Source organism: Paenibacillus sp. NRS-1781 (genome assembly GCF_050467745.1).
GTDB classification, from domain to species: domain Bacteria; phylum Bacillota; class Bacilli; order Paenibacillales; family Paenibacillaceae; genus Paenibacillus; species Paenibacillus terrae_A.
Genome location: NZ_JBITPI010000002.1, coordinates 103,929 through 119,391, shown reverse-complemented (window position 1 = coordinate 119,391; position 15,463 = coordinate 103,929). Strand labels below are relative to the sequence as shown.

Below are 15,463 nucleotides of genomic sequence, written 5' to 3'. Positions count from 1 at the left end.
TGGCATGTCCGATGTCTCCATCATCATTTGTACCCGCAATCGGATCGAGGATCTGACACGCTGTATACAATCTATCGCAGGACAGCAGCAGCTGGAGCATACGGCTGTAGAGCTGCTGATTGTGGATGACGGCGATCTTTCCGACCAACAGGTCGAGCTGTACCGTGACCTGGTATCCGGCTTGCCTCAAGGCGTTTTGAAGTATCATAAAAAAAGTCGTCCCGGCGTTTGGTTGTCCCGCTATGAAGCGTTATCTCTTGTACGGTATGATATCGTGCTGTATTTTGACGATGATGCCGAACTGGACGATAAACTCTATATCCGGCGCTTGCTCGATACCTATGATCAGGATGAAACGATTGTGGGTGTTGGAGGGATTGCAAAGGGACTACATTCGAGCCGGGCAGGGAAGCTGCTGGGCATTTTGACATTTCAGATGTCCCCGTCTCTCGGCAAGCTTTCGCCCAGTAGTCTGGCAGGCTCATTGCTGCGCTGGGGAGAAGCAACAGAGGTTTTTGACACGGAATTTTTTCATGGCTGCAACATGTCATTCCGGCGGGATGCGCTTCGGGATATGAAGCCGTATCCGTGGATGACCAGCTATGCCGTGGCTGACGATTTGTATATGTGCCAGTTGGCGAGCCGTTACGGCAAGCTGGTTATCAATCCCGACTTAACGATCATTCATCACGAATCTCCAAGCTCGCGCGATAAGGCGGGCAAAGTAGCCAAGGCTACAGCGATTAATCACTATTATTTCCTTGCTCTGAAAAAGGCGGGAGCCATCCAGTACGGGGCGCTTTTATGGACCTTGTCCTACCTGATGTTCAAGGAAATACTACGCCGTAACTTTAATGCAGCAGCAGGATACAAACAGGGGGTGCTGTTCATTCTGAATCCGCGCAAGCAAAAATATAACGAATATTTAGGCCCGGCGGTTCAGTAATCTGATTCCACACACATTTTCAGGATAAAGGGGGAGTATGATGTTAAGCTTGTCCATTGCCCTGTGCACCCGCAATCGGGTTGACGATCTGACCCGATGCATTAATACAATAGCTATGGGTGGGGCACCGGAGGCATGTGAAACCGAGCTGTGGATTATTGATGATGGAGAACTGCCCAAGCATGTGCTGGAACGCTATGAGCGTCAATTGGGCAGAGCGGGGATTACCTACAGATACCATCGCAAGGAGCAGCCGGGCTTATGGCTTTCACGTGTAAAAACAGTTGAGCTGGCGCAGGGCGATATCATTTTGTTTCTTGACGATGATGTTGAGCTGCCGAACAATTATTTGAACGAGCTGATACGTACCTATGAGGCTTACCCGCAGGCCGCTGGTGTCGGCGGGATTGCGCAGGGAATGAGCAACAGCTTCATGGGAAGCATTCGTTGCCTGCTATCATTTCAGCAGTCCTTGTCCAAAGGAAGGCTGTCTCTCAGCGGTCAGTCCGGCTCGATGTACAACTGGCACAAGGCGAAGAAGACGTTTCGAACCGAGTTTTTTCATGGCTGCAATATGTCATTTCGCCGTGAGGCGATTCGCAGTCTCGAGCCGGTCCCTTGGCTGCAAAGCTATAGTGTAGGGGAAGACCTGTTACTTTCACGAATTGCCATGAAAAGCGGACCGCTGTATATTAACCCGGCGCTTACGCTGCTTCACCACGAATCGTCGTCCTCGCGCGACAATATGGAGCAGGTCACTTATATGCGGGTGATGAATCATATTCATCTGCTGCGGGACGAGCGATCTGGTCCGATTGGCTATGCTGCGCTGTATTGGACGACGCTGTATCAAATTTTGAGAGAGAAGCCCAAGAAAAATCATTCTGCCATTCAAGGCTACAGAAGAGCACTGAAGGCGATTTTTTCAAGTCAGAAGGAGCCAATGGGCGGAGGGCAGCTACCTGAACGAAATTCCAAAAAAACGGTAGGCTGATGGAGGTGCGGCAGGAGACACGATGTGAGCATAGAGACGAGAGGCTTAATAAGGAACAGGAGTTGGACGTAACATGAGCACATGGACAGCAGTAAGGAAAGTATTCACGGGTGACAGTCTCGCCAAAACGATCATGCGCACGAGCTTTAACAATTTTTTCGTGCTGATCGTCACGACCCTGACTTCCATCCTGACCGCACGTATGCTCGGAGTCGAGGGGAAAGGAGAACTGGCGGCAGTTCTGTTCTGGCCTACGCTGATCGGCAGCGTGCTGAGCTTCGGCTTGCCAACGTCGCTGATCTATAACCTCAAGAAGAAAACAGGCACGACAGAGGAGCTGGTGGCGCTGTCGCTGTGGATTCAGTTGCCTGCCAGCTTGCTGGCGGGAGCTGTAGCCTGGATATGTATGCCGCTGTGGCTGAATGGCTATGGTGCGGATATCGTCCACCTGTCACAGCTCTATTGTGCGGCTGCGGTACCGCTGGCGGTGCTTACGGCGCTGACAACAGCATTATCGCAAGGGCTGGATCGGTTTAGCGTATATAATGGGCTGTTGTTTTATTATCCGCTGCTGAACTTCATCGGTCTGGTGATGTTGTGGGTGATGGGGCTGCTCCATGTGCAGCTGGCGGGGGCCGTTAATTTTGCCGCGAGCTTCCTTGCACTGGTCTGGGCGTTCCTCCGTTTGCGCAAGCATATGAATTTGCGTGCTTTCCGCCCGTTCACCAGCCGCCAGGTGCTCCGCCCTTATTATAGCTATGGAGCGAGAGTCTACGGGATGGAGTTGATGGGGACGCTGTCCACCCAAACAGACAAAATCGTCATCGTGGCGCTGCTGTCACCCAAGGCGTTTGGTCTGTACTCTGTCGTCTATGCTCTGTCGCGTGTGTTCAATGTGGTGCAAAATGCCGTCACGAATGTAACCTTTCCGAAGGTGACCGGAATGGAGCACAGCAAAATTGTCGAAACCGTCGGTCGTGCTTTTCGCATCTCCATGGCTGCCATGCTGATCGTCATCGTGCCGGCTTTGTTCATTGGACGATACATGCTGGGGTTGCTGTATGGCCCCGCTTTTCTGGAAGCATCGTTAACCTTCTACCTGCTGTCGCTGGAGTGCATCATCGGAGGCGGTTCATGGATTCTGGCTTCGGCCTTCAACGCATTGGGTCGGCCGGGGCTGGTGCTGTTTCGGCAAATTGTGGCATATGCGATTACCGTCGGCCTGTTCTTTATTTGTACCCCGATCTTCGGTCTGAACGGCATTGCCATTGCTTTGCTCGTAGGCGCTTGTGTACGGTTGGCATTCTCCCTGTTTTCATTCCCAATGTTTTTCGATGTTCCGTTATCACGGATCATTTTTGATAAAAGTGATATCACATTTGTTATTCAGACCATACAAAAGAAGCGCAGGAAGGGAGAACTGAAAGATGCCGAATTCGCATCCCATGGCTAAACTGAAAAATAAGCTGAGCGTCATTCTCGACGTAGTCCCCCAAGGCTCGAACATCATTTATGTTGACTACCCCGTGTATAACAACGGTGGAGACGTACTCATCATGAAAGGCACCGAGGCGTTCTTCAAGGATAACGGTATCCGTGTTCGTGCCCGTTACAGTGCTATGGATATTCCCGATCAGCTTCAAATTCCGGGCGACTGGATTATCGTGTGTCATGGAGGCGGCAATTTCGGCGATTTATATTCAAATCACCAAAATTTGCGGGAACGCATCGTGCGGGATTTTCCGAGCCACCGCATTGTAATCATGCCGCAGACGATCCATTTTCAATCTGAACAGAAGGGGAATGAGGTCGCTGCGCTGTTCAATGGTCACCCGGATCTACATATGTTTGTGCGGGATATACGTTCTTATCAGTGGGCCAAGGAAAAGCTGAATCAGTGCAGCATCACGCTATGCCCGGACATGGCGCACCAGCTCTGGCCGTTGAAGCCGACTACGGAAACGGTCAAGGACGTACTGTACTTCCTGCGTACGGATATTGAAACCGTAGGGGGGCAAAAGCAATTCGACGACGAAGCAGATGCCGCCCACCGTCTGGACTGGGATACTCTGTTCACTCCGCTGGAAGTGAAAGGGATCGTCTACTTCCAGAAGTTTTACCGTCTGGATAAAAAAATCGGCGGTCCGCTGCCTACGCGTACCTTTTGGTACAAGTACACCGACCACCTCATGAACAAAGCGGTTACGCTGTTCAGCTCTTACCGCGAGGTTCGCACCTCACGGCTGCATGGTCATATTCTGGCCTGCCTGCTCGATATGCCGCATGTCGTCATTGATAATTCCTACGGCAAAAACTCGCAGTATTATAACACCTGGACACAGCCTAATCCCAAGGCGAAGCTGTTCAGCGATACACCGGATGCGCTGGAGCAGCCTTCTTAATAGTAAGGAAAGTTATTGAGTATTGAGAGTAATCTCTAATTGCACTGAAATTTTTCAAGACCTCCTGACCATTTAATTGGTTTAGGAGGTTTTTTGTTTAGTGCTATATAGAGCAAAGATATGATTTAATTAGATAAACAATTAAGGCAATGAATATTTAATGGCTTAAACTAACAGAGTGGGGTATCTTCTATGTCGTAATAATAGAAGATACTGGATTATTCAGACTTTCAAAAACAGTTTGTTTAAAAATGACCGTGTAACGAAAACAGCAGCGAAGTGGGCAGAATCGTTCTGAAGAAGCAACAGCGATCGTAAGAATGATCCGCCCGCGTAGCGGTCACAATTACACAAACATCCCTCCAAATACCGCTTTGTTTTGACAATTCATTTCATGAATAGATATAATTTATGAGATAAAACTTGCAGTAGAATCGAGGCTGACGAATGAGCAATCTACCGATGGACATGCTTCTCACGAAGGATATCGTGCGCGAAGGGGAAGCGATTTTGCGTACGAAGGTTGATCCGGTATGCCTACCGCTGCGTGAAGAGGATCTTCAACAGATGCGGTGGATGATGGATTATCTGAAAAATAGTCAAAATGAAGAGCTGGCAACTCGTTATGATCTGCGTCCGGGTGTGGGATTATCAGCCAACCAGGTCGGTCTGAACAAAAGAATGTGTGCTGTCTATTATCAGGATGGAGACAAAACGGTGGAGTATGCGCTGTTTAATCCGAAGCTGGTCAGCCACTCGACGTCCATGATTTATTTGGAACAGGGCGAAGGCTGCTTGTCAGTGGATCGTTACATATCCGGCTATGTCCCGCGTTATGGAAAAATTCGCATTAAGGCCCATTTGCCGGACGGAACGCAGGAACTGCTGACTTTCAAAGGCTATGCGGCGATTGTGGTACAGCACGAGATGGACCATTTGGATGGCATTATGTTCTATGACCATATTAACCCGGACGATCCTCAAAAGCTGCCGCAGGGTGTGCATATCGAGCCTTTTGTGCGAGAATAGTTCATGATCCGTAAAGTGTGGTGACTCCGTTCGCCACATTTTTATTTTGCAAAAATATAGATATAGATGTTGTGAAGCTTTAAACTGAAATCATGTATATCGTGATGCGGTGAGTAAGTAATACATATTAATGTAAGCGCTTATCTAACGGGGGGATGGCATGTATCGTGGAGTTCGACATCTGATGAATAATATGCGTATGCGAAATAAGCTGCTGTTCTCCTACGTGCTGATTGTCATGATCCCGGTGCTGGTGGTGGGCGGCTGTGTCACGTTTTATTTGCGGGAGCAGGCTTTGGACAGTGCGATTGCCCAAACGGTAAACAATGTGGAAAGGATCAAGAGCCAGACTGCGAATTTACTGCGCGTACCCACGGATATTTCAAATGGGCTGATGTTCGATAAAAGGCTGAGGGAGATGGCGAATCGCCGTTATTCGGGCATGGTAGAGCTGATGAATGCGTATCATCAATACAAGGACTTTAATGAGTATGTGCAGCAGTATAGAGAGATTGCGACCATCCGGTTTTATTCGTATAATCCGACACTTGTTAACAATCTGGAATTTATCCCTGTAGATTCTGGCATTGAGCAGCAGAAGTGGTTCGAGACGGCCTTGAAGGGGACGGCGATTAACTGGTTTTATATTCAGGATAAGGAGGATAACCCGGTAAATCGGCTGAGTCTAGTGCGGCAAATTCCCTTTCCTGAATACAACACCAAGGGAGTTCTGATGATTGCACTGAGTCAGACGGAGCTGAACCAAATGCTCAGCAAGGAGCCGTTTGAAACGTTGATTGTGGATCGTAACGGAATTGTGGTCGCGGCTACCCATACACAGTCCGTGGGTCAAACATTGGTGGATCTACATCTGGGCTTTGATGTTCAGGGTGCGGGTAAGGGTATATATGAAGCAAAAGTAAACGGGAAATCCTCGAACATTATTGTAGATGAGCTGCTGCCAGCCTCCAGTGTGAGCGGATTGACGATTATTTCGGTGTTTTCGACGGAACATATTGTACAGGGAGCGAACCGAATCAGCTTGATCGGCGCATTGTGTGTTCTTGCGGTGCTGGTCATGGCTTTGATTCTGATTACGATGATTTCCTGGCTGCTCACCAAACGGCTACAGCGATTGAGCCATGAGCTAGGTAAGGTGGCTGCGGGGGATTTCCATGTCGTGTCAAGCGTGGAGGGGATGGACGAAATCGGGGACTTGTCCCGCCGCTTCAACTATATGGTTGCCAGCATCCGCCAGTTGATGGGGCAGGTGTATGAAGCGAGTGAGAAAAATAACAGGCTCGAAATGGCACAAAAGGATATCAAGCTGAAAATGATGGCCAGTCAGATTAACCCGCATTTCCTGTTTAATGCGCTGGAGTCTATTCGAATGAAGGCACATCTTCACGGGGAGGCGGAGATTGCCACGACGGTGCGTTTGCTTGGCCGATTGATGCGGCGGAATCTGGAGATTGGCAGCGGTAAAACGACAGTGCGTCAGGAACTGGATATGGTGCGATCCTATTTACAAATTCAGCAGTTCCGATTTGGAAATCGTTTGATCTATGAAGTGAATCTGGCAGAAAGCGCTGAGGAAATGTCCATTCCTCCATTAATTATACAGCCGCTGGTGGAGAACGCAGTTATTCATGGCCTGGAAAACAAGGAAGAACCGGTTACCGTGAAGGTCGATATTTCGATGGAGCTGCGAGAGCTGCAAATAAAAGTAGCTGACGATGGAGCTGGCATGGAGGCAGAACCGTTGGCCCGTCTGCTTGACCGTATCACAGGCACGGAAGAGCCGGAAGGAAGCAGTATTGGTCTGCGCAATGTTCACCAGCGTCTGACGCTGATGTATGGTGAACGTTATGGTCTGCACATGGAGAGCGTACCGCAGGCAGGAACAACCGTAACCTTTTCAATACCCAAGGAGGAGGGGCCGAATGTATAAAGCGATGATTGTGGATGATGAGCCTGCGATTCGTGAAGGATTGACCTCCATTATTGATTGGAGAGACTGCGGCTTTCATATTGTAGATACCGCAGGGAACGGGCGCGAGGCATTGGATAAATTTAGGGAGCATCGGCCGGAACTGGTCATTGTTGATATACGCATGCCGGGGATGAGCGGGCTGGAGGTCATACGGAGCATACGCGAATTGAACGGCGAGCCTTTTCACTTTCTCATTTTAAGCGGATATGCGGACTTTGATTATGCGCGGCAGGCGATGGGCTTTGGCGTGGATGGTTATTTATTGAAGCCTGTGGACGAAGAAGAAATGACGACAGAGTTGAAACGGGTACGTCGAAGCATTGAGAGCGAAAAAGAAGACGGCAAGTGGGGAAGTCCACCTGTCCATGAGCGCGATTGGATCGAAATCCTGCTGTTTCCGGTTCAGGAAGATCAGGCTAATCGTGGTGCATTGGAGCACAGCAACCCTCTCCACGGAGGAACGGAGCAAGCCGAACATCATGGCCAGCATCCGGCGCTACCCTCTTTGGATTGGGGAAGCTATCAGGTCGTACTGCTGGATCTACGGATACCCGACTGGGATCGGCAAGCCCGGCAGTCGGCAGCAAAGCTGCGGCTAACGGAAATGTGCGGGGAGCAGGGCAGGGGGATTGTATTCGAGGCCGGAATATATACAGGCGTGCTACTTCCTGCCACGGTGGACACAGAAGAAAATGCTGTTCGATTGCTGGCTTCCTGGCGACAGGAGCTAAAGCCGTGGGCAACGAAAATATACGTAGCTGCTGGAGATCCTGTGAAGAGACTTCATGATATTCCGAGTTCTTTTGAACAGGCGCTGCGTCTACTGGAGCGTACTTTTCTTTTCCGGGCGGAAAGGGTTATGCTTACCAGTGACCTGCACGATTTGGAAGCTTCGGACGAGGAAATGCGCGAAACGACGGACAAAGCCTCAGACCCCATGCGTTATGCAGAGAAGCTGTACTACGCGCTGGATATGTCCAATCGTGAAGCTGCAATACGTGTATTGAAGGAAATGGAGGTCCAATTTCCACAGCTCTATCGCTCAGAGGCTGAAATCAAGGCGGCTTTTGCACGGACATTTACCTTGGCGCTGAACAAGTATGCGGCTGGACAGGAACAGAGCCGTACGGTGCTGGAAGAGCATTCCCGCTTGATTACGGATGTATATGCCTATTCAACCTTGGGAGAGCTGGTGGATCGGTCGGTGGAGCATATGGTGCAGTGGATAGGTCAGACCGATTCAGGTGGTAAGGAAACGATCATGAAACAATTGATTGATTTCATTCATAGTCATTATGATGAGAATTTGCGCTTGGAGCTGTTGGCGGATATGTTTAATTACAACAGCGGCTATTTGGGCAAATTGTTCAAAAGCCATACGGGCGAAGCTTTTAACGCCTATCTGGACAAGGTGAGGATCGAGCGGGCAAGGGAATTGCTTGCACAGGGGATCAGGGTGCATCAGGTGGCAGGACGTGTCGGATATGCCAATGCCGATTATTTTCATGGCAAATTCAAAAAATATGCGGGGATGTCGCCTTCCTCCTATCGTAGTCGGGTTCAGAAGAACAGAGGGACGGATGGCAGTTGATGGATTCCCGTGGGTTCAATTAATGAAGTCTCTCTTGCGGATGTCGGAGTAAAGTCTCCGAGCGAAGAGAGGCTTTTTTCATGGAAAAAATTTGGATAGATCAATCGAAAATGTCACACTAACTAGAAGATTTGAGCTGTTTTCATAAATTAGACATCATTAAGACACAGCTTTGACACGATGTTCACACTTTCGATTCTATTTCTATCAAATCTATTCTATATAATGATGATATTCTTAAGCCGGGTCATGTGATTCCGTAATGAAGATGCCTGAGGGGGCTATTCATAAAAAGTGATCGTTCCATATGTAATAATGTGAATACAATCACAAGGATGAAGGAAGGCTTCAGAACCTAATTATTAACATTCATTCTAAAGAGAAGCGCAAGGGGAGGAATAACATCATGGACGTATTAGAATTGGCACGGTTGCAGTTTGCAACCACAACAATTCTTCACTTTGTTTATGTACCGATCTCCATTGGATTGTCGTTGCTGGTGGCGATTATGGAGACTATGTATGTAATCAAAAAAAATGATTTGTACAAAAAAATGGCTCAATTCTGGGGAACTTTTTTGCTGATTAACTTTGCAGTAGGCGTGGTCACCGGGATTTTGCAGGAGTTCCAGTTCGGGATGAACTGGTCTGACTTTTCCCGTTTTGTCGGTGATGTGTTCGGTACGCCGCTGGCGATTGAGGCACTGCTTGCCTTTTTCCTGGAATCAACCTTTATCGGATTGTGGGTATTCGGCTGGGAACGGCTGTCCAAAGCAGTCCATTTAACCTGTATGTGGCTGGTATCCATCGGTACGATGCTGTCTGCCCTGTGGATTTTGGCGGCCAACTCATTCATGCAGCGTCCGGTAGGATACGAGATTCATAACGGTCGCGCAGAAATGAAAGATTTTTTCGCTCTGTTGACGAACGAACAACTGCTATGGGAGTTTCCACATACGCTGTTTGCAGCTTTTGCGACAGGCGCTTTTCTCGTCGCGGGTATTAGCGCATGGAAGCTGATGCACAAGAAGAATCTGGATTTTTTCAAGCCTTCTTTCAAAGTAAGTATTATTGTTGCCTTGATTAGTTCGATGTTAATCCCGATGTTTGGTCACGGACAGGCTCAATATTTGGTGGAAACACAGCCGATGAAAATGGCTGCGAGTGAAGGGCTATGGGAAAACAGTAGTGACCCGGCCCCTTGGACAGTTATCGCAGGTATTGACCCTAAAAAGAAGGAAAACAGCTTTGAAATTAAGCTTCCTTATCTCTTGAGTTTGCTGTCCTATAACAAGCTGTCCGGCGGGGTTTTGGGGATGAATGAGCTTCAGGCACAATACGAAAAAGCCTACGGCCCCGGTAATTATATTCCGCCGGTACGTACTACATTTTGGAGCTTCCGCATTATGATTGCGGCTGGATGTGCCATGATTGCACTTGCTTTGTACGGAGCTTATCTGACATTCCGTAAAAAATTGGAGGGCTCGCATCGCTGGTTCTTCCGCTTGATGATGCTTGGTATATCTCTTCCATTTATTGGAAATACTGCGGGTTGGATCATGACGGAAGTGGGGCGTCAGCCTTGGACTGTCTTTGGTTTACTTCAAACCAAAGATTCGGTTTCGCCTACCGTTGGGGCAGGGGAAGTGCTGTTCTCACTGATCTCGTTTACCGCATTGTATTTAATTTTAACGGGTGTGCTAGCATTCCTGTTTGTCCGTACGGCTCGCAAAGGTCCGGATATCGAACCACATCAGGAAACGGTAATCCATGATCCATTTGCTCAAGGGGGTGACACCAATGTCGTTAAATGATTTGTGGTTCTTATTAATTGCTGTGCTGTTTACCGGCTTCTTCTTCCTGGAGGGCTTTGATTTTGGCGTGGGGATGGCTACAGGTCTGGTGCCGCGTAATGACCAGCAAAAACGCTTGATGATCAATACGATTGGTCCATTCTGGGATGCTAACGAAGTATGGCTGATCACAGCAGCAGGTGCGATGTTCGCGGCTTTCCCGCACTGGTATGCGACCATGTTCAGCGGATATTATCTAGTATTTGTAGTTATTCTGCTTGGTTTGATTTTACGCGGTGTTTCCTTTGAATTCCGGGGCAAGGCAGAAGGAAAATGGTGGACAGGGACGTGGGATGCCTGCATTCTGATAGGCAGCTTTCTGCCGCCGATGCTGTTCGGTATGGCTTTTGCGGCTTTGATAAAGGGTGTACCTATTCAGCAAAACATGGACTTGAAAGCCGGATTCTCCGATGTGTTTAACGGATATACGGTATGGATTGGATTGACCGTGGTTGGGATGTGCCTGATGCATGGGCTAACGTTTATTTCTCTGCGTACGATTGGAGAAGTGCGGGATCGTGCTCGTGTGATTGCGTCAAAATTTCTTCCAATATTAGGAGTTTTGCTCGCGGGTATGGTGGTATGGACTTATTTTGCAACAGATGTATTCGCACGTCGTGGTCCTTATATGTACGCCGCAGTTGCAGTGGGGGTCGTCGCCTATGTGCTGGCGTGGTATTTCCTGAAGCAGCGCCGCGAAGGCTGGGCCTTCGGGATGACGGGAGCTATCATTTTGCTGACATTCGTTTCGTTGTTCGTCGGCTTGTTCCCGAGATTTATGGTGAGCTCGATCAATAGTGCATTTGATTTGACGATTTATAATGCAAGCTCCAGTCATTACACCCTGAAAGCCATGACGATTGTTGCAGCAACGCTTTTACCCTTTGTGCTGGCTTATCAGGCGTGGAGCTATTTTGTTTTTCATAAGCGTCTCAGTGAAAAGGATCATTTGGAATACTAATGGATAAAGCATGGTTTGGATTAAAGGGCATTCGGCCGGTAATGCTGCTGCTGGCCGCCCTTTCCCTGGCTCAGGGGGCCGCTGTGATTGCACAAGCGATTTTTTTGGCAAAGGCGGTTACGATTTTATTTGATAAACATCCGCTGGTGATGGCTTGGCCGTCACTCGCGTTGTTTTTCGCGGCTTTTGCGGCGAGGCATACGATGATCTGGCTGCAACGCCGGACGGCAGGCCGTTTTGCCGAAGCATCAGGCGCTTCTTTGCGGGAGCGTCTGCTTGCTCGTTTGTTCGAGCGAGGGCCTGTTTTTGCTGCCAAGGAAGGCAGCGGCAAGCTGGTGACGTTGGCGCTGGATGGAGTGGATCGTTTTCGCACGTATTTGGAACTGTCCATTCCTCGTATGATTGACATGATGTGTGTGACGATACTTCTGCTTGTGTCTGTTTTCACATTGGATATAATTTCAGGTGTGATTTTGACGGCTACGATGCCCATCCTGATTGGCTTCTTTATCCTGCTGGGCTTGGCGGCGCGGAAGCAGGCAGATAAACAGTGGCGCTCCTATCGCCTATTGTCGCATCATTTCACGGATTCGTTGCGTGGCCTACAGACGCTGCGGTTTTTGGGCCGTAGCCGGGAGCATGGAGAAACGGTCGGGAAGGTCAGCGACCAGTACCGCACGGCTACGATGCGTACCCTGCGGGTCGCGTTCCTTTCCTCTTTTGCGCTCGATTTTTTTAGTATGCTGTCGGTCGCTTTTGTGGCGGTAGGCTTGGGCTTGCGTCTGATTAGCGGATCGGTGGGACTGGAAGCGGCACTTGCGGTACTGATTTTGGCCCCGGAATATTTTATGCCTGTACGCCAGTTGGGATCGGACTATCATGCCTCGCTGGATGGCAAGGAGGCTTGGGGTACAATGCGCTCCATTCTCGGTACAGAGAATGAAGCGGCTCAACCAACAGATTCCGTGGATATCCTTACGGGGAGTGACCGCACAGACAATGCTAAGTGTGATGGCAATGCCCTAAATATCACGGGACAGGATACGATCAGGCTATCGGATATATGCCTTCTCAATGAGGGCGGTTCCGCACGGCTTGACCACATATCCGCGAGTGTTGAGCCGCATGTGAATATGATCGGCATCGTCGGAGTCAGCGGTGCAGGTAAAACAACGCTGCTCAGTATACTTGGAGGCTTTGCTGATCCGACCTCGGGCGAGCTGAACGTGAATGGATGGGCATTGGCTAGTGATACCCAAGCCGAATGGCAGCGGCATATTGCCTATATTCCGCAGCATCCGTACCTGTTCAGCGCTTCCTTGGCGGACAATATCCGATTTTATGAACCGGAGGCATCCAACGAACAGGTGGAATGGGCGATTGACGCGGTTGGATTGCGTGAGCTGGTGGATGGTCTTCCGAATGGATGGGATGAGCCGATTGGTGAAGCGGGCCGGACGCTGAGTGGAGGACAGGCGCAGCGGATAGCGTTGGCGCGTGCTTTGCTGAGCAACCGTCCGGTGATTTTGCTGGATGAGCCGACGGCACATTTGGATATCGAGACGGAATGGGAGCTAAAACAGACGATTTTGTCTGTTTTTCAACATAAAAGAGTGTTTCTCGCAACGCATCGTCTACATTGGATGCCGGATATGGACTGTGTCTGGATGATGAATCAAGGTCGCCTGGAGGAGGCAGGATCGCATAAGCAACTGGTTGCCCGCAAGGGAGGATATTACCATTTGCTGACGGGAATGACGGAAGGAGGGGACGGACGATATGAGAGCCACGGACAATAGCGGCCAAGGCTGGTTTGTATTTTATCTGAGACAATATTTCTGGGCCTTTCTGGCTGCGGCGCTATTGGGCGCTCTGGCGATTGGATGTGCAGGCGCGTTGCTCTTTACGTCCGGTCACCTGATTACCCGTTCAGCCTTAAAACCGGAAAATATATTGATGGTGTACGTTCCGATTGTGCTTGTACGAACGTTTGGTTTTAGTAAAGCGGTAATTCAGTACCTGGAACGGTTGGTGGGGCATGATGCCGCGCTGCGTCTCGTTTCCCGTATGCGGGTGCGACTGTACCGGGCAGTAGAACCGCAAGCGCTTATGATTCGCAGCAAGTTTCGCACAGGGGATCTGTTGGGTTTGCTGGCCGAGGATATTGAGCAGCTTCAAAACATATATTTGAAGCTGGTTCTGCCCGCGGTATCGGCGTTGCTCATCTATGCGCTGGGGATTTCAGCACTCGGATGGATGGACGGAGCCTTTCCCCTGATGATGGCATTGTATTGTGGATTTTTACTTTTTATCGCCCCGGCCATCTCGCTGTGGACCTCACTCGCTAAACGACGAACGTTTAAGCAGGAACGGAGTACAGCCTATCAGGAGCTGACCGATGCTTTGTTTGGCATGAGTGACTTGGTGCTGAGCGGTCGGACTGGACATTTTCTGGCTTCCTTCACCCAACGGCATAACAAGGCTGCTGTAGTAGAAAATTCACTTCGGCGAAGCGAATGGCGCTCTCATTGGATCGCACAATGCGTCGTAGGTGGCGGAATTGTGATGATGACCGTATGGGCTGGAGGGCTGGTAGCGGAGAACCGCATAGAGGCAACATGGCTGGCATCCTTTGCGCTTGTTGCTTTTCCGTTGCTGGATGCCTTCGTCCGCGCTGGAGAAGCGGTGGTCCATGCGCCGGAGTATCAAGATTCACTACGACGGTTGAAGAACTCCGAGAAAGATACACCTACACCTGCTGTACCTGCACCGTTTTCGGCCTCAGCTTCTGTGAAAGCAGGGCAACAAGCAGCAGGTAGCACTGTAGACAAAATAGAGGTGGAGCATGTTACCGCCCAGCCATCGAGCAATGCAGGTGAGCTGCTGCTGAACAACGTTAGCTACCGATATGCAGCAACGCAAGAATGGAGCGTGCGCGACATTTCCCTGCGTGTGCCGCAAGGGGGGAAGGTTGCACTGCTTGGTCGTAGCGGTGCGGGCAAGTCCACCCTTCTGAATCTGATTCAGGGTGCATTGCAGCCGGATGAAGGGAGCGTTACTGTCGCAGGTGCGCCTGTGTATACAGGCGGGGCGTATTCCAGCCTGTTTGCAGTGTTAAACCAGCAACCGTATTTGTTCGATACAACGGTAGCGAACAATATTCGGCTGGCGCGGCCAGATGCTACGCTGGAAGAGGTTCGTGCAGTAACCGAGCAGGTGGGACTGGGAACGCTAATTGATTCTTTGCCAGATGGCTATGACACCCGGATGCAGGAAACGGGCCTGCGCTTTTCCGGTGGAGAAAGACAGCGAATTGCACTGGCGCGGATTTTGCTTCAAAATCACCCCATTGTCCTGCTGGATGAACCAACCGTAGGACTCGATCCGCTGACAGAGCAGGAACTGATGCAGACGATGTTTCGTGTGCTGGAGGGCAAAACGCTCATCTGGATTACACATCATCTGACCGGGATGGAGCATATGGACGAGGTGATCTTTATGGAGCAGGGTGGCATATCCATGCGAGGTAGCCATGAGCAGCTCTGGCAGGAGCAACCTCGATACCGCAACCTGTATGAGCTGGATCATCCCAGTCTGTAAAGAAATAGAGAAGACCATATTTTGGTAAAATGAACATACACATTGGAGTCGGCATGAAGATGTCGGCTTTTTTCTTTTCTATCTGCTGTAGGATG

General features: G+C 49.8%; 11 protein-coding genes. All 11 read left to right on the top strand.

What is annotated here, in order from left to right; genetic code table 11:
• The first annotated feature begins 4 nt into the window (after window positions 1-4).
• The 11 genes from ACIFO6_RS00735 to cydC all read left to right on the top strand — a co-directional run bounded on the left by ACIFO6_RS00735 (window position 5) and on the right by cydC (window position 15,368).
• Window positions 5-946, top strand: coding sequence for a glycosyltransferase family 2 protein (locus ACIFO6_RS00735; RefSeq protein WP_430036930.1), 942 nt, complete (start codon window positions 5-7; stop codon window positions 944-946).
• Between the two features lie 40 nt (window positions 947-986).
• Window positions 987-1,940 carry a glycosyltransferase family 2 protein gene (locus ACIFO6_RS00730; protein WP_430036977.1) on the top strand — a complete coding sequence of 318 codons (954 nt, stop codon included), beginning with the start codon at window positions 987-989 and terminating at the stop codon, window positions 1,938-1,940.
• A gap of 73 nt (window positions 1,941-2,013) precedes the next feature.
• Complete coding sequence (locus ACIFO6_RS00725) at window positions 2,014-3,393, top strand: lipopolysaccharide biosynthesis protein (RefSeq protein WP_430036927.1); 1,380 nt, start codon at window positions 2,014-2,016, stop codon at window positions 3,391-3,393.
• Complete coding sequence (locus tag ACIFO6_RS00720) at window positions 3,368-4,342, top strand: polysaccharide pyruvyl transferase family protein (protein ID WP_430036924.1); 975 nt, start codon at window positions 3,368-3,370, stop codon at window positions 4,340-4,342. The genes ACIFO6_RS00725 and ACIFO6_RS00720 overlap by 26 nt, the downstream gene beginning before the upstream one ends.
• 447 nt (window positions 4,343-4,789) lie before the next feature.
• Window positions 4,790-5,371, top strand: a complete 582-nt coding sequence (gene def / locus ACIFO6_RS00715; RefSeq protein WP_430036921.1) for a peptide deformylase — start codon at window positions 4,790-4,792, stop codon at window positions 5,369-5,371.
• A gap of 160 nt (window positions 5,372-5,531) precedes the next feature.
• Window positions 5,532-7,322 (top strand): sensor histidine kinase, encoded by a 1,791-nt coding sequence (locus ACIFO6_RS00710; RefSeq protein WP_430036918.1) that lies wholly within the window; start codon window positions 5,532-5,534, stop codon window positions 7,320-7,322.
• Window positions 7,315-8,955 (top strand): response regulator, encoded by a 1,641-nt coding sequence (locus ACIFO6_RS00705; RefSeq protein WP_430036915.1) that lies wholly within the window; start codon window positions 7,315-7,317, stop codon window positions 8,953-8,955. The genes ACIFO6_RS00710 and ACIFO6_RS00705 overlap by 8 nt, the downstream gene beginning before the upstream one ends.
• 406 nt (window positions 8,956-9,361) lie before the next feature.
• Window positions 9,362-10,768: a cytochrome ubiquinol oxidase subunit I gene (locus ACIFO6_RS00700; protein WP_430036912.1), complete on the top strand. Its 1,407-nt coding sequence runs from the start codon at window positions 9,362-9,364 to the stop codon at window positions 10,766-10,768.
• Window positions 10,755-11,768 carry a cytochrome d ubiquinol oxidase subunit II gene (cydB, locus tag ACIFO6_RS00695; RefSeq protein ID WP_430036909.1) on the top strand — a complete coding sequence of 338 codons (1,014 nt, stop codon included), beginning with the start codon at window positions 10,755-10,757 and terminating at the stop codon, window positions 11,766-11,768. Before ACIFO6_RS00700 ends, cydB begins: the two co-directional genes overlap by 14 nt.
• Window positions 11,768-13,567, top strand: coding sequence for a thiol reductant ABC exporter subunit CydD (cydD, locus tag ACIFO6_RS00690; RefSeq protein ID WP_430036906.1), 1,800 nt, complete (start codon window positions 11,768-11,770; stop codon window positions 13,565-13,567). Before cydB ends, cydD begins: the two co-directional genes overlap by 1 nt.
• Window positions 13,548-15,368 carry a thiol reductant ABC exporter subunit CydC gene (gene cydC, locus ACIFO6_RS00685; protein ID WP_430036903.1) on the top strand — a complete coding sequence of 607 codons (1,821 nt, stop codon included), beginning with the start codon at window positions 13,548-13,550 and terminating at the stop codon, window positions 15,366-15,368. Before cydD ends, cydC begins: the two co-directional genes overlap by 20 nt.
• Window positions 15,369-15,463 lie beyond the last annotated feature (95 nt).